Below are 19,459 nucleotides of genomic sequence, written 5' to 3' on the forward strand. Positions count from 1 at the left end.
AACACTCAGAAGTGTAGGTACTGGCAAGTACACCATCCGCTAGAATTGCGGTACCTACTTTTCTGGTCGTAAGAACAACTTTTAAACACCACTAGGGAATAGGTTGGCGATCGCTAATTCTGGATCTGGTTGTTTGACTAAAGACTCACCAATCAACACAGCACTAGCACCAGATTGGGATACTAAACTTAAATCCTCTGGGTTATGTAATCCTGACTCGCTGACAACTAAAATATTTCGTTCTTGTAACTGGCTACCTCTGGCGGCTAAAAGTTGACAAGTAGTTTGTAAGTCTACAGAAAAATCTTCTAGATTGCGATTGTTAATGCCAACTAAAGATACGCCATCTAAAGCTAATACACGGTCAAGTTCTTCCAGATTATGAACTTCAACCAAAGCTGCCATATTCAAAGCCTTGGCAATTTTGATGAAGTACTGTAAATCTTGATCACTAAGGATAGCGGCAATTAACAACACAGCATCTGCGCCTTGAATCCTTGCCAGATACATTTGATAAGGATAAATCACAAAATCCTTGCAAAGTAATGGTAAATCAACGGCGGCGCGGACTTTAGTTAAGTTGTCAAAACTGCCTTGAAAAAACTTTTCATCAGTTAAGACGGAAATACAACTAGCGCCACCTTGTTGGTAGGATAAGGCGATCGCTACTGGGTCAAAATCTTCCCGAAACACGCCTTTACTGGGTGAGGCCTTTTTGACTTCGGCAATTAACGCAGGTGTGGTTCTACCTTGTTTTAAGGCGGCGAAAAAATCGCGGGTGGGTGGCGCGATACGTGCTTTCTTTTGCAATTCCAGCAAAGGCAACTTTTCCCGCATTTGGTCAACTTCTACTTCCTTTTGCCAAACGATTTCTTCCAGAATATGTTGTGGTTTGGCATCTGGTACAGCGACTTGGTAGCGCAATATCGATACATTGATAGCAGGATTTGGTTGTCGGCGACGGATTTGCATAAGGTTGTCAGTTGTCAGTGGTCAGTTGTCATTAGTCCATAGTCAATGGTCATTAGTTATAGCCGTGGACTATGGACTATGGACTGTTGACTAAACTAAACAATAGCTCGTTTATACGCTTCATCCAACACTTCGGATAATGTTGGGTGGGCGTGGACTAAATGGGCTAGGGTTTGGACGGTTTGACGGTTGGCTACGGCGGCGGATGCTTCGTGGATTAAGTCGGAGGCGTGTAAACCAAAGATATGTACGCCTAAAACTTCCCCTGTATCTTTGCGGTAGATGACTTTGGCTATACCGTCGGCTTCGTTTTCGGCTAAAGCTTTAGAATTGCCTTTGAAGTAACTTCTGCTGGTGGCGATTTCAAAACCTTCAGCTTGGCCTAATTCTTTAGCGCCTGTTTCTGTTAAGCCGACATAGCTAACTTCGGGATGGGTAAATGCGGCGGCGGGAATGCTGCGATAGTCTACTGTTCTTTCCTTACCGATGATATTTTCCACGGCGACAATGCCTTGGGCTGAAGCCGCGTGTGCCAGCATCATTTTGCCGTTGGCATCACCAATTGCCCACAAATGGGGTACTACTTCACCTGCTGATAACACTGCCATGCGATCGTCTACAGGAATAAAGTTGCGGCGGTCAAGTTCCACACCAATGGATTCTAAACCCAGGTTTTTGGTGGCTGGGATGCGTCCTGTTGCTACTAGGCAAGCATCTACCTCGATGACATCGACAACTTCCTTGGTTTTGAAATCTGCCAATTCAATTACTACTGGCGAACCAGGAATAACTTTTTTGGCATATACACCAACTTTTGTTTCAATATCGCGGGGTGTAATTAGCACCCGTTCCGCGAGTTTGGCGATATCGCGGTCAAATCCTGGCATTAACTGGTCGAGGGCTTCAATCAAGGTGATTTCACAGCCCAAAGCTGAGTAAATATCCGAGAATTCTAAACCAATGTAACCACTACCAATAATGGCTACCCATTCAGGTAAGGTTTCTAACTTTACGCCTTGGTCGCTGGTGAATACGGTTTTGCCATCTACTTCAATACCTGGAGGTACGAAGGGGACAGAACCAGGGGAAAGGATAATATCTCTAGCGGTGATGGTTTTTTCACCACCATCGCCTGTGACGGTGACTTTTTGTGTCCCCGCGATTTTGCCCCAACCCCTGATGATATCGACTCCCAGACGTTTCAGGCTATTTGTTAAATCTCCTTGAATTTTGGAGACGAGATTATTGGCATGATTAGCGATCGCTTGACGATCAAACTCCACATTACCAATTTGAATCCCCAGAGACTTCAGGTGATGAGCATCGCGTAATTCCCGCACACGTCCAGAAGCAGCCAACAGCGCCTTCGATGGAATACAACCCCGGTTGACACAGGTTCCCCCCATATCACCCGCCTCGATAATCGCCGTCTTTAAGCCACAACTTACCGCGTGTAGGGCTGCGCCATGTCCCCCTACACCAGCGCCTATTATGACTAAATCGTAATCAAATTCATGACTCACGTTAGTTTCCCCGTGTGCTTCGCCTCTCTATTTTCGACTTGTCTAGCCATCCTTGCAAGTCTTTGGAGGTGTGGAAGTTACTAAATTGGGGATTGGGGACTGGGGATTGGGTATTGTAGAGACGCGATTCATCGCGTCTATGAAAAAATTCATCGCGTCACTAATGACCAATCTCCTAATTGCAATCAATGAGCGGAAAGCCTAAGCTTGATCTAAGATTTATCTACGCACAGGTTTTTGCAGGCGATCGCTCGATGTCTCTACCCCAAATCAGTGAATTTACAGTCCGTCGCTACGCTAATGCCAAATCTTTCCAACGTGGGGAGGCTTATTTTGAAGCGGGTGCTGTCATCACAATTACTCAGCGTGGTCAGCAATTGCAGGCAGAAGTTGAAGGAAATGAACGATTACCTTATCGTGTATCTCTCAATTTTGATGACAAGACTATCGCTTCGGCCAAGTGTACTTGTGCTTATAACCTAGATGGCTGGTGTAAACACATTGTGGCGACGATGCTTGTATCTACAAGACAACCAGAAATTATTGAGCAGCGTCCTACTATAGAACAATTACTAGATCGTTTAGATCATGTCCAGACTCAAAGGCTCGTACAGGAATTAGTTGCCGAACAACCCCAACTCATAGATGTAATTGATCAGCACGTTAGTTGGATGACTAATCCTGTAGCTAAACCTATATCTACTCAACCCGGACGGCAAGTAACTGTGAATTTGGCTTCCTTTCGCGGACAGGTTAAGCAAATTTTGCGGGAAGCAGTCCGCTACTTTGAGGAGGGGTACGAGGAAGACCCAATTACCGAAGATTTGTTTAGTTTGGTGCAGACGGCTTTAGAATTTTCTCAGCAAGGAGAAAGTAATAATGCGATCGCCATTCTCGAAGCCATCACCTCTACCTGTGCCGAAAATTGGGATGAGGTATCAGAATATGGTGCTGACAATGATGAAATTGCCTGGGAGTTAAATCTGGCTTGGTGTGAAGTTATTCTCTCGTCTGAACTGACATCAGCAGAAAAAGTTGATGTGCAAGTGAGTTTGGAAGCTTGGCAAGATGAATGGAATGCCGACTTCACCATGAGTTTAGATGCGTTGCGTCAAGGTTGGGATAATCCGCATTTGCTGCGAGTTCTCCAGGGCGATATCGCTGAAATGGGTGTATGGGAGAGAGAAGTTCCCAATTATGCTGATGATTTGGCACAAATTCGCCTCAAAATTCTCGAACGCCAGGAACGCTACCAAGAATATCTATATTTAGCCCAAGCAGAGGGACAAACCCAAGAATATTTAACTATGTTGGGGCGTTTAGGTAGGGTAGAGGAAGCATTGGCGGCGGCGGAAATGCAGATGAGTTCCACAGAAGAGGCTTTTGCTTTAGCTAAAACCTTAGCGGAACAAGGTTCATTACCCGAAGCATTGGACATAGCCCAAGTTGGTTTTAAGTTACCGGGGAATTGTCGGTATGAATTAGGTATTTGGACAAGCGATTTAGCCGAAGCTGTGGGTAACCCAGAGATTTCTTTACTTGCACTCAAGGAAGCTTTTCAAGTTAAACCCTGCTTTGTTGATTATCAAAAAATGGCAGAATTAGCGGGTGAAAATTGGGAAAATGTCAAAACAGATTTATTAAGGATTATCCAGAGTTGTAAGACTTGGGGAATAGAATCAGCCAAGGTGGATGTATTTTTATCTGAGGGACTGATTGAGGATGCGATCGCTACTGTTAGTGAACTCAGTTCCTATCATTCAGCTTTAATCCACCGAGTCATGGAAGCTGCCATATCACATAAGCCCGATTGGGTAATAACTAATGCCCGTCGCCGTGCTGAAAAAATTATGGATGAGGGTAAGGCAGAATATTACAGTGAAGCAGTGCAGTGGTTGAAAAAGGTACGTGCTGCTTACATACAATCTGGCAGACAAGCTGATTGGTCAAAATATCGAGAAAAGTTAATAGAAATCCACGCCCGTAAACGGAAATTGATGGGAATGTTCAAAGAACGGGGGATGGAGTGACAAAGCAGGGGAGTATAGAATCAGGGGAACATTGGGGAATCATCGCCGTCACTTATGGTACCAACCGTGACTCATTAGACTATATGATTAAAAAGATACATTTATTTAACAAAGCTTAAAGTTGCTTTATTATATTATTTACCAACAGGTGTGAGTTGAGTTTTGGAATTAAAAAAAGATGGCTACTGCTACATCTACTGTTTCTGAACGTGAATCCCAAGCTGCGTTGACACGTCATTTAAATAAGTCTTACTACCAAGATGACCAGCAAGTTAAACTAATGAACTTGCAAGCAGAGGTAGACTCTCTGTTAGAACAATTACAAAATCTCAAAGAACAACGTTTAGCCGCTACTACCAAAGAAGAATAATTTTTTGATGGCGCGCCTTTATCATCTGTTTTTGGGAACACGCAACTTTCAACCATGAATCTTCACTTTCAAGCTTGGCGATCGCCATCGATACTTGATAAAGATTGTGTGAAGACATCATAAAATAAACTTAACATTATCCAATCAATTTAGTAAATGGGGGTGGAAAAAGTTTTCCACCCCCATAATTTTGGCAATTAATTATCTGTATCTGGACTGGGCGCGGAATCATCAATTGTGTCTGCTTGGGGATAGAGTTGCTTTGTCAGACCTTGGATATAACTGAGGCTTGCTGTGGAGGGTTTTGCTTGTTCTTCTAACCAAGAATTGGCTTTGGCTTCCCCCTGCTGGACTGTTAAAATCAAAGCCCCCCAAGCTTGGACGGCTTTTCTATTGGGGTTAACTTGCATTGCACCTACCACACGCCGCCATAATCGCCCTTTGTCTGCTTTTAACAAGATGGCTATTTCTTGTGCATTCTGTGGGGATGCGCTAAATACTTGCAACGCTTTTTCCCAACGACCATCAATTAAATCCGCAAGCACTTGTTCACTGGGACTAGCCCATGTTTTATCTGCTTGGGCTTTAGTTACTTCAGAGTGGAGGCGAATCAAGTCCAATTGTGATTGGGCGGCGGCTGGTAAAGTATTTTTGCGTTGTTTTTTAATAGATGTTAACCACTCGAAAGCTGGTGACCATAAGCCATTGCGGCTAATTAACAGGGCGTTTTTGTAACCAGAGTCTTTCAAGACGGGGTTTTGTAGAGAAATTTCTTCCAGTTGAATAGGATTCAGGTATAAGTTTACAGATTTAACTTGGTAAACCTGTAGTTTTGGTTCTAAACCTATGGTTTGATCAACGACTAATTCTTTCGCGTTACTACCTGTGACTTGTTCCCATTTGGGAAGGTGTCCATTGGGACTAGTCCAAGATAACATCAGTTGTAAGTTGCTACGTTCTGGATTGTAATAGACGATTTGACCGTAAGTGATAGTCCCTGAACCAGAAGCCGAGTGATGATCTTGTTGTCGCTGTCCGCGCAAATTTAACCAGACACCTGCTGCTGGTGTTCCGGCTTCAAAGCGGTTAACTACATCTAAGGGTAAAGGATTGCTAACATCTTCATTTTCTGGTGTATCCTCTGCCAAGGAAGCGATCGCATTCTGCCCATCTCCGGTAATCGCAAATGATTCTTCAGGGCCAGTAATGGGTAAACTATTTGCCAAGCGATAAAATTTTTCTGGTTGTGATTCGTATTTTAAATTTTCTAACTGATAAACCCTGAGTTCGACTATTTCTTTACAGTTGGCTACACAATCGGGACGCTGGCGCATCACTGGTAACAGCAATGATTTTTCCTCATCATCTAGAGGAATGGTTTCCCCTGGTATTTGTTGTTTTTGACTCAAGTTGATTTGGATTTGGGCGAGAGTTTGGGGGTTTTCGCTGTTACCGGGGATGTGCGCCCACTCCGGGAGGAAATTATTCAGCCAGCTTACCTGTTCTGGGTTAAATATCCACAGAATTCCAATCCAGGTACAACTCAGCACTAAGCCAGCACTTGTAAGTAAAATGGCGATCGCAATTATTGAGGATGGTTTATAGGATTTTGATGGAGAAATCGCTTTCTGTATCTGGGTTTGATTAATTCCTCCATCACCTTCTTTTGGCAAATCGGTATTACCTACCTGTTGTTGCTGGATTTGAGGTTTCTTCGCTTCCAAATCAGAGCCATTTTGCTTAGAAGATTTTGGCGTTAGCTTGCGCGAGCGATTTGCCATGTTATTTCTCTGTTAATTTCAGGTATTAATTTGTGTTTGTTTTTTCTTTTATACTCGCGCTTTGATTAGTTGCCTAGAAGTAAGTGGTTTAATTTTCTACACAAAAAGAATGAGTAGATATTTTGGGCGATCGCCTTTAGGTATTGCTTTGGCTACCCTGTTGGGTTTTCCGCAAAGTCAGGGTTGTTGTTGAGAGTACTTACGCAGCAGAATCATTTTAATCCCTGATAGGGATTTTAGAGGGTTTTAACATAATACGGTTAAGAAACAATATTCAGATATATTGGGTTTCAATCCCTGATAGGGATTTTAGAGGGTTTTAACTTTATGCGGTCTTTGTGCTGTTGGTAATACGTGGTTTCAATCCCTGATAGGGATTTTAGAGGGTTTTAACCGTTTCCGCCATTGGCTTTTCATACTGGGAAGAAGTTTCAATCCCTGATAGGGATTTTAGAGGGTTTTAACATATTTCTAGAAAATCATCAAGCTTTCTCGCCCAGTTTCAATCCCTGATAGGGATTTTAGAGGGTTTTAACGATATAGCAGAGAAACATGGATATGCACCAGTGTTTCAATCCCTGATAGGGATTTTAGAGGGTTTTAACACGATATAGGGATTTAACCTTGCCTTTAGCATCGTTTCAATCCCTGATAGGGATTTTAGAGGGTTTTAACTAGGTCAGGATTTGTTAACAAAATATCCGTTTCGGTTTCAATCCCTGATAGGGATTTTAGAGGGTTTTAACCGGTAATCTTTGCTTTCTGGCGTTCTTTAGGATTCTTGTTTCAATCCCTGATAGGGATTTTAGAGGGTTTTAACGGCTTTGGCTATACTTTCAGCCTTCAGATGCTCTGTTTCAATCCCTGATAGGGATTTTAGAGGGTTTTAACTCGTTATACACGACGGTATTAACGTCGATAATTACGTTTCAATCCCTGATAGGGATTTTAGAGGGTTTTAACATGATTTTCAGTGGCTAGCGATTAACACAATGAAGTTTCAATCCCTGATAGGGATTTTAGAGGGTTTTAACCAGATTACGGAGAAGTTGGCGGTTCTTGGTCGGAGTTTCAATCCCTGATAGGGATTTTAGAGGGTTTTAACCACAAAGGGATTAACTTTAGAAACATAGGGTTTGGTTTCAATCCCTGATAGGGATTTTAGAGGGTTTTAACGCCAAAGTTACCATGCGTAAGTCGTCCGAGTTAGTTTCAATCCCTGATAGGGATTTTAGAGGGTTTTAACTCACAAACGACTACTAAATGAAGATGCAAAGCAGGGTTTCAATCCCTGATAGGGATTTTAGAGGGTTTTAACTTTGTTGAATTAAAAAAGCGTACTCTTTTTGAGAGTGTTTCAATCCCTGATAGGGATTTTAGAGGGTTTTAACATTACCCTCCGGCGTAAAATTTAAGCTTCAAAATGTTTCAATCCCTGATAGGGATTTTAGAGGGTTTTAACGGATGAACTTTTTCTCCTGTATTGAGATAGCTTCCCCGGTTTCAATCCCTGATAGGGATTTTAGAGGGTTTTAACTAGTTCACCGTTACTCTCAGCCCATTTATCATATATGTTTCAATCCCTGATAGGGATTTTAGAGGGTTTTAACCCCAGAAGAAGAACTGCCAGACCCATCATAACGTTGTTTCAATCCCTGATAGGGATTTTAGAGGGTTTTAACTGATGTTTCGTATTTCAACTTACGCAAGAAAGTAGTTTCAATCCCTGATAGGGATTTTAGAGGGTTTTAACTCGTAGCAGACTTTACATAGCTGCCTTTTGCGTGTTTCAATCCCTGATAGGGATTTTAGAGGGTTTTAACTAAAGCAGGTACAGTTACAATCCTTTCCTCTTTAGTTTCAATCCCTGATAGGGATTTTAGAGGGTTTTAACAAGGGTTAAGGTTATTCCAGGTGGTGCAGAGGGATTGTTTCAATCCCTGATAGGGATTTTAGAGGGTTTTAACCTCTAATTAAGTTCATTTTTAATTAAAATACTCGTTTCAATCCCTGATAGGGATTTTAGAGGGTTTTAACTTTGTGTGGGTGTCAGCAATATGTTGATTCTCTGTTTCAATCCCTGATAGGGATTTTAGAGGGTTTTAACTCTACGTGATCAAATAGCTCAAATTGAAGCTCAGAAAGTTTCAATCCCTGATAGGGATTTTAGAGGGTTTTAACACTTGACTGAGATATTGGTTGCTGAGTAATCGGCGGTTTCAATCCCTGATAGGGATTTTAGAGGGTTTTAACCTCTTTCACGGCTATGCTGCAAGGCACTAGTTTTGTTTCAATCCCTGATAGGGATTTTAGAGGGTTTTAACACAATCTGAAGCCAACAAAGACTATCAATCATGTGTTTCAATCCCTGATAGGGATTTTAGAGGGTTTTAACTGTCTTTGTTGAGGCTTGTTCAGCTATTGAGTAGTTTCAATCCCTGATAGGGATTTTAGAGGGTTTTAACTAACATAGGTACTATTTATCTACGATGGGAAAGTTTCAATCCCTGATAGGGATTTTAGAGGGTTTTAACCGTGGAATTTCAGTACAAATCTAAACCCGCGGACGTTTCAATCCCTGATAGGGATTTTAGAGGGTTTTAACCCTATCACTAAGCAGGGAAAAACATTTTTCCCCTGTTTCAATCCCTGATAGGGATTTTAGAGGGTTTTAACCAGTAATGTTATGGAGTCGTCTAAGTCTCCAAGAAGTTTCAATCCCTGATAGGGATTTTAGAGGGTTTTAACATCGGTGGTGGATTGTTTTAGTACCTAGTGTACTCGTTTCAATCCCTGATAGGGATTTTAGAGGGTTTTAACCACCGCAGCGCCTCCAACTGGGTACTCAACTGATTACGTTTCAATCCCTGATAGGGATTTTAGAGGGTTTTAACCAACTTTATATATAGTTTTCACCCCTAATGATGTTTCAATCCCTGATAGGGATTTTAGAGGGTTTTAACTTCAGATGAGCTACCAGATGATTGCAAGTCTCGCGTTTCAATCCCTGATAGGGATTTTAGAGGGTTTTAACCCAGGATTACCAGCGCGTTTATTTACAGCGTCAGGTTTCAATCCCTGATAGGGATTTTAGAGGGTTTTAACAATCACGATAGGAATAACTATTGCCTGTACACTTGTTTCAATCCCTGATAGGGATTTTAGAGGGTTTTAACTTTATCTCAAATCTCCTATGAAGTACAGTCTTTAAGTTTCAATCCCTGATAGGGATTTTAGAGGGTTTTAACCGCTTGGCTCTCAAAGCTTTGGTGTATTTGGTTTTCAAGGTTCAGTTGCGTCAACATGGAGCCAAGATAACTTTTCAGACATGGGATTGTCAAGAAGCGTATGGTAAAAATTAACTCAAAAGCTGTTATGGCGAAGGTTAGAGGTAATTGCGTCAACCCCAATTTTAATGTTATGGGCTGCAACCTAATCAGGATGAGGCATAGAGGCAAAAAACTGAAGCTGTGCAGAAAAACATCTATGGGTTGACGCAATATTTTAAAAATTAAAGGTGGTACGGATAGCACCGATGAAAATATCATTGTTGCTGGAAATATGACCAGGGTCGGTGACGAGAAAAAAGCCAGGGGTAATGGCGATGTTGTCGTTGACTAAATAGCGGTAAAAAACTTCGTAGTGAGTGGAATTGCCAGTATCTGCGGTGGGTATTAATACGCCGTTGTTTAATTTTGGTGGTAAGCCGTAGAGAAAACCAAATAAATCCCCTTTTCTGCCAAAGGGGTCATATATACCTAAAGAAACTGTATAGGTGCTGCTGAGAACAACTGCATCTGATTTGAGAGAATCTGTCACCATGACACCACCCCAAGCACCAAGAACTAGCTTATTAGTTAATTGCCATCTCATGCTAGCGTTGAGGGCGTGGATTTGTGAAGGTTCGTTAATTCCCCCTGAGGTATCGGCGTTACTGCTACCAGTACCCGTATCTAAGTGACCATCGCTGGAATAAGCGTTGATATAAGCTAAACCTGTAATAAGTGAGGGGGTTGGCTTGTATAAAAACTGTAATCCTAAGGCGCTGTGATCTGCACCAAATAAACCTTGGTTGCTGTCGCTGCTACCTCTTGTACCATAGGCGAATTGCAAACGGATTTCGTCTGAAAGTAACCAGTCAAAGCCTAAACCAGCATCTAAGTTACCAATTCTCAAGATAGGTGTTGAACCTGCAAATGCAGATATTGCTCCTTGTCCTGCATCTGCATAGATAGAGTTAGGACTAAGTACACTGCCTAAGCTAAATCCTACAGGTTTAAAGGTGAAAACAACGCGATCGCCTAAACCTGCAACTCGATATTCAACAGAGTTTATACTAACTTGATTGTCGTAATTTCCTTGCCAAGCTAATCTTGCCATGTTGGTATTGAAGGCTTGGAGGTTTTCAAAGCTATTATTAGCGGCGTTTCCTGATATTAGCCCGACGCGAAAACGGTCTTTTCCTGTAAAGGAGGAAGCTAGTTGTAATTGTGTCAGGTAAGTAAAAATTGTGTTGGCTTCTCCATCACCTGGACGATTCCCCCCAAAACCACCAGCTAGCCCGAAAATAGTTTGTCCTCCTAATACTACGTTAGGGGAAAACTGTTGAGCTTGAATATCAGCACTACGGGCTTCTAAAGCATCAACTCTACCTCTAGAAATGGCTAATTCTGTAGCAAATTCTTCTTGGAGTTTTCGTAATGTTTCTAAATCAGCGTCGGTGACTTTATCTGTTAAGCCAGATGCAATTAATTGATTGATTTTATCTAAAGCAGCATTTAATCCAGCCGCAAATTCGTAACGTGTAATGGTGCGATCGCCTTTAAATGTACCATCAGGATAACCTGCTATCACTCCATAACGTTCTATTAAGGATTGCAAGGCAGCAAAAGCCCAATCACTTGGTTGTACATCAGATAATTGTGATACTGATGTCACCTGTGCCATATTTTGTTCAGGCGATGTTTGAGAGTAAATATCTGGATTAATCTGACTTTTCACATTATGTGGAAAATTTAATGTGAAACCTAACCCCCTAACCCCCTTCCCTACAAGGGAAGTGGGAAAATTCAAAGCCTCTCTCCTTTTAGGGGAGAGGTTTGGAGAGGGGTTTTCCAGATCCAGTGAAAAGTCAGATGGATTAATAGGAACTTGTTCAGCTAAATATTGAGCATCTTCGCTAATAATTTCAAAGGATAATTTTTCAACATCAGATTTATCCGGCGATCGCCATTGATTTTTGAGTATATCTTCCGCCAAAACTGGAACATTTAGCCCTAATAATACTGTCCCAGATAGTAGTAATAAGTTTATTTTATTTTGCATCACTCCTCACACCTGATCAAAATTGAAATTCTCAATAATTTATTGTTAAAAAATAGAGGAATCGAGAATTTAATACTTTCACCAAATTTTAACAAAATCTAGGGTTTTAAATTCCCTGCTTCTATCAAGCCGTAAGTGTTTTATGGGGATATTAAAAAATTAGCGATCGCGGGCTATACCCGTTGTCAAACTACCACGATAAGGAACACCTTCTTGTGGGCTTTCTCCATTCACAGCAAAAACTTCTATTTGAGTTATTTGACCGTTAGCATTAATTACGGAACCGCTAGCATTATTACCACTTAATCCCGCCCTATTAGACACGCCTGTATTGCCACCAATATCAATTGTTCGCTGATCAAAATCTACAGAAATATCAACTGGAGAGTTGGGATTATTATCAGGAATAAACACAGCATTATTACCCTGTCTTCGGTAAAAAGTACCTGTAACAACTTGTGGGTTTGTAATCCTGACGGAAACTGATGGACGAGGATTTAAATCACCTTCTGTACCATTGAGTGCATCAGCTAAAAATGTCCTGGTAAATCCTCTAAACCTGTCGGACTGTCTTCTCAAAGCGGCTAATGTTTCTATGCGTACAGCGTTGATTGTTTCTTGCACCGGAGTAGTTTCTTGAGCCACTAAATTTTCTTGTCCCGCACCTAGTCCAGAGGCAAGGGCAATACTTTTATAAAAGGCTGGTAAGTCAAATTCTTGAGGATTTCCCACTACACCATTTGTCACTGCTACCGTTTGACCACCAAGCAAAGATACAATTTTTCGTCCTCTTTGATCTGTAATTTTAATATCTCCATCAGTTAGGGCAAAAACTTGTGTTTTCTTGCTTTCTTGATTATGTATTACCATCACTGCACTAGCTTTTTGTGCAGGTGCATATAAATCATTATTTTGGGTTAACTTTGTATTTTTAGAATTAGTAATAACAGAGTGGTTAAGTTTGGCAATAGTGTTCTGCCCACTAGAGGTAATTGCTGGATTTGCTGCAAAAATAGTAATCTGACTTTCTGGTGTTTCTATTGCTGTTCCGACACTTCCTGGTGGACTCAAAATTAAAGCTGTGCCACTTTCCAATTTAAATATCATTTCATTCAGGGCAATCAGATTTCGCAACTTAAAGCGACGTAACCCTGGTTCAAAGCGAAAGATACTACTTTGGTCTACCCGAATGAGGGATTGATCATTAAAGAATAGTTGCGCTTCTGAACTGACACCCGTTTTTACTGCATCTTTAGGAACGACAACATCCTTGGGGCGTGCTGGGCGTTGAGTTTGGTTGTGTAGCAGCAGTTCCACAATCTTAGTAAGTTTGTAAACTTCGGCACGAGTCAGAAGCGGATCCGATTGAGCTAAAACGGGAGTTATCCAAGATACCGTAATCACTGTACTAATCAGTAATTTTTTCTGTAATGACCAAATCTGCCCTCTCATCACGGTTTACCTTAGGTGATGTTAAATCTACTGATAACGACTCGATTTCATAATACATAGTTTCATATTTATTTTTCTGTTTTGATATTAAGTTTAATTGCAAATTACATAGGCGTAAGCCTTGCTTTGGCTGCGTAGCTGAATCTGTAAAGGTAGTATTAGCCTTCTGAATTATGAATTACCCTAGCCAGTCGCCGTACCCCTTCTTGAATTTGCTGTTCATTGAGTTCTGCATAGCCAAAGATAAATTCACTACCAGGGCTATCTTTTAAATACTGGGGATACGCTGCCCCGATACTGACACCGGAAAGAGCTGCACTTTGGACTATTTCATCATCGCTGATTTGAGTATCTATTTTTACCATGAGGTGCATTCCTGCATTTTCTCCCAGAATTTTTGCCCTATTGCCAAAATGAGAAAACAAAGACTGTACTAAAGTTTGCCTACGTTGGTTGTAGAGCGATCGCATCTTTCTTATATGTCGTTCCAGATGTCCTTCTGTAATAAAATCAGTCAGGGCATACTGTTCTAGTAAACTACATTGCCTATCTGCCAGCCATTTTGCACGGGCAAATATATTTACTAAATTCTGGGGTAAAACTAAATAACCCAAGCGCAAGGCGGGAAAAAGGACTTTAGAAAATGTACCTACATAAATAACTGAGTTACCCTGATCTAATCCTTGTAAAGCTGGTATGGGACGCTCACCATAACGGTACTCACTATCATAGTCATCTTCAATAATCATCACCCCTGCTTTCTGCGCCCAAGCCAGTAACTCTAATCTGCGGGGAAGAGATAACACCGCACCTGTAGGAAATTGATGGGAGGGAGTGACATAAACTAGTTTAAGGTTAGGAATTATACTTGTTTTCAACTTATTGACTATTAGCCCTGATTGATCCACAGGAACAGGAAATAGACTAGCCCCCTGAGCTAAAAAAGCTCGTCTAGCACCTAAATAACCCGGTTCTTCTACAACAATTCCATCACCACGGTCAATTAAGATACGTGTAATTAAATCAAGACCTTGCTGAGAACCACCAACAATAATGATTTGTTCTGCCTGACAATTAACGGCTCTGGAGCGCGAAAGATAAGCAGCGATCGCCTCCCTTAATGGTTGATATCCCAGGGAATTATCTGTATAGTCAAGCACATTTGGTTTAAGTTGGCAATGACGCGAGATTAACTTACGCCATAAATCTATCGGGAACTTATCAAAAGCTGGTCGTCCATAACTAAAGCTAATTTCTACCGCTTGTTCTGGTATACATAAAAACGCTTTATCACTCAAACTTTTACCATAAGCTGATAAAGGCACAGGTGAGTTATTTGGTTGTAATTTTGACTCAATTGGTGCAGTATTCAGTAATTCATCGGGAAGTTGACGACAAACAAACGTCCCCGAACCCACAATAGTTTCTAGATAACCTTCACTCAGCAATAACTCATAACCTTGAGTCACAGTAGCACGAGAAACACCAAGTAATTGAGCAAGCGATCGCGTAGATGGTAGTTTTTCCCCTGAAATTAACCGTCCTAACAAAATAGCCCGACGTAATTCCTCATAAACTTGGCGATGCAGAGGTAAAGGTGCGTCTGGGTCGATATTAATAGCAAAATCCATTGTCAATCACAAATTACACAAGTGGACTGGTCAGATAACTAAAAAGTGGCTCTTGTTTCATGCCAATTACCTGATTACTCTAACCGTATAGAGTAGAAATTTTCCATCATGACGCAACAAAAAGCCCCCAGCCAAAGAACTACAGTTAAACGCGTACCTAAAAGAGCTAACTACGAAAGTGAAACTATTTATCAAATTTTAGATGAAGGATTAGTCTGTCATGTAGGTTTTGTGGCTGATGGACAGCCTGTTGTGATTCCTACAGCCTATGGAAGAATAGACGATACATTATATATTCACGGGTCACCTGCTAGCCGGATGTTAAAAACCCTGCAACAAGGTCTTGATATCTGCGTCACAGTCACCTTAATTGATGGGTTAGTCTTAGCGCGATCAGCGTTTCACCACTCTATGAACTATCGCTCAGTGGTAGTATTTGGTAAAGCCACACTAGTAGAAGATACAGAGCAAAAATTAGCTGCTCTCAAAGCATTTACAGAACACGTTATTCTAGGGAGGTGGGAAGAAGTGCGATCGCCTAATCGTCAAGAATTAGCAGGAACTCTAGTACTATCTCTACCTCTAACAGAAGCTTCAGCAAAAATCCGCACTGGTGAACCAATTGACGATGAAGCAGATTATCAAATACCAGTCTGGGCAGGACAAATTCCTTTAAAATTAACTGCGGCTACACCTATAAATGATTCCCGCTTAGATTCAAGCATAGAATTACCTGTATATGTAAAGAAGTACACTAGACCACAAAAAGGTGCTGCGTGAAAGTTTGTAATTCGTAGTGGTGCGTTCGCCTAAAGCCGTGTGCAACTTTCTCTCAGACCTAACCCCCAACCCCTTCCCTACCAAGATACTGTTGGCGAATTGATAGAGGGCAAAACCAATCATCACAAAATAGAAAATCAGGAATACTATGAGGCAGTGGGAGCAATTCGAGCAAAGTGAGAAACGCGAGTCTGACTGCGTGGGACATGTTGCCACCAATCCCACATCCGACTGAAGTTGATAGCAGCAGCAGTAATGACATGCTGCAAGAGAGTTTTGGCAAGACCAATGTAGCGACAACGGCGTAATTGGTAGCGACCAGTAGCTTGGGAAATCAAGCCTTCAACGCCAGCACGTTGGTGATAAATTTGTTGAAAAGATTCAGTTTTTTGGCGAATGCGAGCATCATGTAATGCAAGATGTAGTTCCTGTGGTTTGAGGGTCAGAAGACGCGGTAGTTTTTTGGAGCGAGTGCATTTTGAGCGACTTGAACAAAGCGAACAATCGGATTTGTCAAATTGTATTTTGACTACTGGATTGTCATGGCTATCGACAGTTGTACGCCAGGACTTACTTTGTTTACCCATTGGGCAATCAACACGCATCAAATCCCAATGAATAGTGAAGCAATTTTGCTCAAAGCCGGATTGTGCTGTTGCTTGCCAACTAGTTCCGGGGGGAACTTTTCCTACTAAATCAACATGAAAATGGGATTGACTATCGACTAAGTTTTGAGCATTGACATAGCCAGTATCGACAACATGTTCTTGTGGCAAAAGATTGTTCTGGTTTAAACGAGAATGAATTACTGGTGTCATCTCAACATCCGCACTTGTGGCCACGGACGTTTCCACATTGATAATTAAGTTTGGCAGTATGGGGTGACAAATTTCTGTCAGATGCAGATTATAACCAGTCCAGTTGATTTCTCGCTTGCTGGAATTGCGTGCATCAACATCGTAAGGAGATTCAATCTGTAGTCTATTTGGTGGTAAGTTATCTTGTTCTCGCCAATAGACTTGTTGCAATTGAATATAGTATTGTTGCACCCAAACTATACGTAATGTTTCCACTGATGGAATCTGCCACAGCCAATTACAAGTTGAGTCTGCATACAAAGCGGATAGCAAATGATGACCATCCTCACCAATTTTTCGCCTCAATTTCTCACGTTCGGCTTTTGATTTGGGCAAGCGGTATTGCTCAAATCTCAGGGAGTAACGTTCAAACCAATCAACGTCAACTCTCGATTTGAGCCAATCAGGGGCAAAATAAGCCAAGTCATTTAAGGTATGACGTAAAGTTTCTCCCACTAATTCCAAACGATTTAACTGTCGTACTGCGGCTAATACGTGAGTTGAATCAGTTCTGACACGGCCGCGATTTTTGAGCCAACCTAGTTCTTGGAAACGAGCTAGCATTTGGTTGAGTAACTCTCGCTCTCGTCCTGCTTTGATTAATCGCTGACGAAATTCTGAAAGTACTGAATAATCAAACCCTGGGTCATTTAATTCCAACGATAGTGCGTATTTCCAATCAATATGACCCCTCACTGCATCCGCCGCTTGTCTATCCGTTAAACCTTCGATAAATTGCATTACTGTCACTAATGCCAGTTGTCCTGCTGATATTCCACTTTGACCACAATCTGCGCGGTAAAGTTTGACAAAATCCTCATCCTTATATAACACTCCTATTTCATCCCGCATCTTCATATATATGTTCCCTTTGGGAAATGAATTCCGGGCTACTTGCGCTGTTGTTTCAGGAATCTGCGACATATCACGCGGGTGCAGGGTCATAATCTTTGTAGATGCTACGCTCAATATACTTATTCTCTTTTTTCCACTGTTCCAAACTCTTGAGGGGCTTAACCCTTCAATAATTCGCCAACAGTATCCTACCAAGGAAGGGGAGTAATAATTAAAGCCTCTACGCCACTTGCTACAACGCGGGGAACCCGCACAACACAGTGGCTCCTTCTTGCAGGGCAGAGTACGGGTACTCCTGCGGAGAACTCGTAGAGTAGCAAGCTATAAAGAGGGGTTTCTAGAATCATTTACCAGCACTTAATACTTACTATTTATGGCTAAAGTTTTTGACCACATCACCAAAGAATTACAAGAATTTATTGCAGCCCAACACCTGTTTTTTGTAGCTTCTGCACCCCTGAGTCCTGATGGCCATGTGAATATGTCTCCCAAAGGACTAGACTGCTTTCGGATTCTTTCCCCTCATCAGGTAGCTTACCTAGATTTAACAGGTAGTGGTAATGAAACCTCAGCCCATCTCCAAGAAAACGGGCGAATCACCTTAATGTTTTGCGCTTTTGAAGGAGCGCCTCTAATTTTACGCCTCTATGGAAAAGGAGAGACAATTTTACCCAGTTCCCCTAATTGGGATTCCTTGTACTCATTATTTCCTCCAATCCCTGGAACTCGGCAAATTATAGTTGCAGATATCGAACGTGTGCAAACTTCTTGTGGTCTTGGTGTCCCACTGTATGAATATCAAGGACAAAGACAGGCTTTAGTTGATTGGGCAGAGAAAAAAGGAGTACAAGGAGTTAATGACTATCGAAAGCAAAAAAATGTTGTGAGTATCGATGGTTTACCGACTCCACTCAGCAAATTATTTTAAGCAGCCTGAGAAAATTTCAGTAAATATGTAGGTTCTTTTGCTACAAAGATGATCTTTGTCATAAATTAAGTAATTGCCGAAAACAGAAAGCATTTACAACAAATGAGAAAGCAATATCTCTAATTGCTTGCTGAAAACACCGAAATGAATACGCAATCTACTGAAATGAGAAAGTATTTACAGCAAATGAATAAGCAATATGCCTAATTGCTTACGGAAAACACTGAAATGAGAAAGCATTTAAGGCAAATAAGAAAGTATTTAAGCATTTTGCTTTCTCAAACGCTTATGAGCAAAAAAATAATGCGCTAAAGCCCACCAAAAGCTACTTCTGGGATGAAAGCTACACCGGAGGTCATCGCTAAAAAAATCTAATTGTGTGAACAAATTACTAAGGACGCGCAATTTCCAAGTCTTTGCATATTTTGACAACTAGAACATCAACAATTTCTGTATGTCTGGGAACTGCTGATGTTCTATTGTTGATTGGATTGTAGTAAATTGTATGCTTCCCACCCTCTCGAAGAAATAAACAACCATTCTCTTCTAAATGGCGAATTAACTCACGTCTTTTCACTAGATTTTAACGGTAATCTGTTCACGAATAACGTTTTTGTTAGCGAGTTCTTTTTCTGCAAGCTCTCGATTAGAAATCAATATAAGTTCAATAGCTTCTAATAAACTTTCTCTTGCTTCTTCTAAAGTTCTCTCTTGAATATTTGCTCCTGGTAACTCTTGGGCATAGCCTATATACCAATCGCCTACTTTTTCAAATACAGCAGTGAAAGAGTTTTCCATATTATTTCATAATAATTGCTTGGACAAAACGAGCAACAATTATATATTTGCACTATGTGAGTACGAGCTTAGAATATCATAATTCAGTATTGACTTCCAATATATACTGGAAGTATATTAGAATGAATCAGTTTTTGAAGTGAGTTATACAACTTAC

At 41.2% G+C, this 19,459-nt stretch carries 13 protein-coding genes and 1 CRISPR repeat array; of the genes, 4 read left to right on the forward strand and 9 right to left on the reverse strand.

Annotation, left to right across the window (positions count from 1 at the left end):
- Positions 1-81 precede the first annotated feature (81 nt).
- The gene (trpC, locus tag GSQ19_RS14915) at positions 82-972 is read right to left on the reverse strand and encodes an indole-3-glycerol phosphate synthase TrpC (RefSeq protein ID WP_011318722.1); all 891 of its coding nucleotides are present in this window, start codon (positions 970-972) and stop codon (positions 82-84) included.
- Positions 973-1,067: 95 nt separating this feature from the next.
- Positions 1,068-2,495 carry a dihydrolipoyl dehydrogenase gene (gene lpdA / locus GSQ19_RS14920; protein WP_011318723.1) on the reverse strand — a complete coding sequence of 476 codons (1,428 nt, stop codon included), beginning with the start codon at positions 2,493-2,495 and terminating at the stop codon, positions 1,068-1,070.
- Between the two features lie 188 nt (positions 2,496-2,683).
- Between lpdA and GSQ19_RS14925 the strand changes: the two genes are divergently transcribed.
- Together GSQ19_RS14925 and GSQ19_RS14930 are read left to right on the forward strand one after the other, a co-directional pair.
- The gene (locus tag GSQ19_RS14925) at positions 2,684-4,525 is read left to right on the forward strand and encodes an SWIM zinc finger family protein (protein WP_011318724.1); all 1,842 of its coding nucleotides are present in this window, start codon (positions 2,684-2,686) and stop codon (positions 4,523-4,525) included.
- A 178-nt stretch (positions 4,526-4,703) separates the two neighbouring features.
- Complete coding sequence (locus GSQ19_RS14930) at positions 4,704-4,895, forward strand: hypothetical protein (RefSeq protein ID WP_011318725.1); 192 nt, start codon at positions 4,704-4,706, stop codon at positions 4,893-4,895.
- 197 nt (positions 4,896-5,092) lie between these two features.
- Here GSQ19_RS14930 and GSQ19_RS14935 read toward each other — a convergent pair whose 3' ends face one another.
- From GSQ19_RS14935 to pdxR, 4 genes are all read right to left on the reverse strand, one after another.
- Positions 5,093-6,676 (reverse strand): hypothetical protein, encoded by a 1,584-nt coding sequence (locus GSQ19_RS14935; RefSeq protein ID WP_011318726.1) that lies wholly within the window; start codon positions 6,674-6,676, stop codon positions 5,093-5,095.
- A 214-nt stretch (positions 6,677-6,890) separates the two neighbouring features.
- Positions 6,891-9,924: a CRISPR direct-repeat array (repeat unit 37 nt; unit sequence GTTTCAATCCCTGATAGGGATTTTAGAGGGTTTTAAC).
- Between the two features lie 256 nt (positions 9,925-10,180).
- Positions 10,181-12,001, reverse strand: coding sequence for an iron uptake porin (locus GSQ19_RS14940; RefSeq protein ID WP_011318727.1), 1,821 nt, complete (start codon positions 11,999-12,001; stop codon positions 10,181-10,183).
- Positions 12,002-12,160: 159 nt separating this feature from the next.
- Positions 12,161-13,453, reverse strand: a complete 1,293-nt coding sequence (locus GSQ19_RS14950; RefSeq protein WP_011318728.1) for a FecR family protein — start codon at positions 13,451-13,453, stop codon at positions 12,161-12,163.
- Between the two features lie 158 nt (positions 13,454-13,611).
- Entirely contained in the window at positions 13,612-15,084 is a 1,473-nt protein-coding gene (gene pdxR, locus GSQ19_RS14955) for a MocR-like pyridoxine biosynthesis transcription factor PdxR (RefSeq protein ID WP_011318729.1), read from the reverse strand.
- 108 nt (positions 15,085-15,192) lie between these two features.
- Here pdxR and GSQ19_RS14960 point away from each other — a divergent pair, with 108 nt between their 5' ends.
- Positions 15,193-15,864, forward strand: coding sequence for a pyridoxamine 5'-phosphate oxidase family protein (locus GSQ19_RS14960; protein WP_011318730.1), 672 nt, complete (start codon positions 15,193-15,195; stop codon positions 15,862-15,864).
- Between the two features lie 146 nt (positions 15,865-16,010).
- On the opposite strand, the gene GSQ19_RS14965 is transcribed toward GSQ19_RS14960, so the two are convergent.
- Entirely contained in the window at positions 16,011-17,666 is a 1,656-nt protein-coding gene (locus GSQ19_RS14965) for an IS5-like element ISAva5 family transposase (protein ID WP_041455935.1), read from the reverse strand.
- 283 nt (positions 17,667-17,949) lie between these two features.
- Between GSQ19_RS14965 and GSQ19_RS14970 the strand changes: the two genes are divergently transcribed.
- Positions 17,950-18,504: a pyridoxamine 5'-phosphate oxidase family protein gene (locus GSQ19_RS14970; RefSeq protein ID WP_011318731.1), complete on the forward strand. Its 555-nt coding sequence runs from the start codon at positions 17,950-17,952 to the stop codon at positions 18,502-18,504.
- A gap of 391 nt (positions 18,505-18,895) precedes the next feature.
- Here the strand turns inward: GSQ19_RS14970 and GSQ19_RS14975 are convergent, their stop codons facing one another.
- Together GSQ19_RS14975 and GSQ19_RS14980 are read right to left on the reverse strand one after the other, a co-directional pair.
- Complete coding sequence (locus GSQ19_RS14975) at positions 18,896-19,081, reverse strand: type II toxin-antitoxin system HicA family toxin (protein ID WP_011318732.1); 186 nt, start codon at positions 19,079-19,081, stop codon at positions 18,896-18,898.
- Complete coding sequence (locus tag GSQ19_RS14980; RefSeq protein WP_011318733.1) at positions 19,081-19,302, reverse strand: type II toxin-antitoxin system HicB family antitoxin; 222 nt, start codon at positions 19,300-19,302, stop codon at positions 19,081-19,083. Before GSQ19_RS14980 ends, GSQ19_RS14975 begins: the two co-directional genes overlap by 1 nt.
- Positions 19,303-19,459: the final 157 nt, after the last annotated feature.

The sequence above is a fragment of the Trichormus variabilis 0441 genome, from assembly GCF_009856605.1.
Lineage (GTDB): Bacteria > Cyanobacteriota > Cyanobacteriia > Cyanobacteriales > Nostocaceae > Trichormus > Trichormus variabilis.

Excerpts from the sequence above, each read along its gene's own strand:
- trpC (WP_011318722.1), bottom strand. The coding sequence starts at position 972 with ATGCAAATCCGTCGCCGACAACCAAATCCTGCTATCAATGTATCGATA.
- GSQ19_RS14925 (WP_011318724.1), top strand. The coding sequence starts at position 2,684 with ATGAGCGGAAAGCCTAAGCTTGATCTAAGATTTATCTACGCACAGGTT.
- GSQ19_RS14930 (WP_011318725.1), top strand. The coding sequence starts at position 4,704 with ATGGCTACTGCTACATCTACTGTTTCTGAACGTGAATCCCAAGCTGCG.
- GSQ19_RS14935 (WP_011318726.1), bottom strand. The coding sequence starts at position 6,676 with ATGGCAAATCGCTCGCGCAAGCTAACGCCAAAATCTTCTAAGCAAAAT.
- GSQ19_RS14940 (WP_011318727.1), bottom strand. The coding sequence starts at position 12,001 with ATGCAAAATAAAATAAACTTATTACTACTATCTGGGACAGTATTATTA.
- GSQ19_RS14950 (WP_011318728.1), bottom strand. The coding sequence starts at position 13,453 with ATGAGAGGGCAGATTTGGTCATTACAGAAAAAATTACTGATTAGTACA.
- pdxR (WP_011318729.1), bottom strand. The coding sequence starts at position 15,084 with ATGGATTTTGCTATTAATATCGACCCAGACGCACCTTTACCTCTGCAT.
- GSQ19_RS14960 (WP_011318730.1), top strand. The coding sequence starts at position 15,193 with ATGACGCAACAAAAAGCCCCCAGCCAAAGAACTACAGTTAAACGCGTA.
- GSQ19_RS14965 (WP_041455935.1), bottom strand. The coding sequence starts at position 17,666 with ATGACCCTGCACCCGCGTGATATGTCGCAGATTCCTGAAACAACAGCG.
- GSQ19_RS14970 (WP_011318731.1), top strand. The coding sequence starts at position 17,950 with ATGGCTAAAGTTTTTGACCACATCACCAAAGAATTACAAGAATTTATT.
- GSQ19_RS14980 (WP_011318733.1), bottom strand. The coding sequence starts at position 19,302 with ATGGAAAACTCTTTCACTGCTGTATTTGAAAAAGTAGGCGATTGGTAT.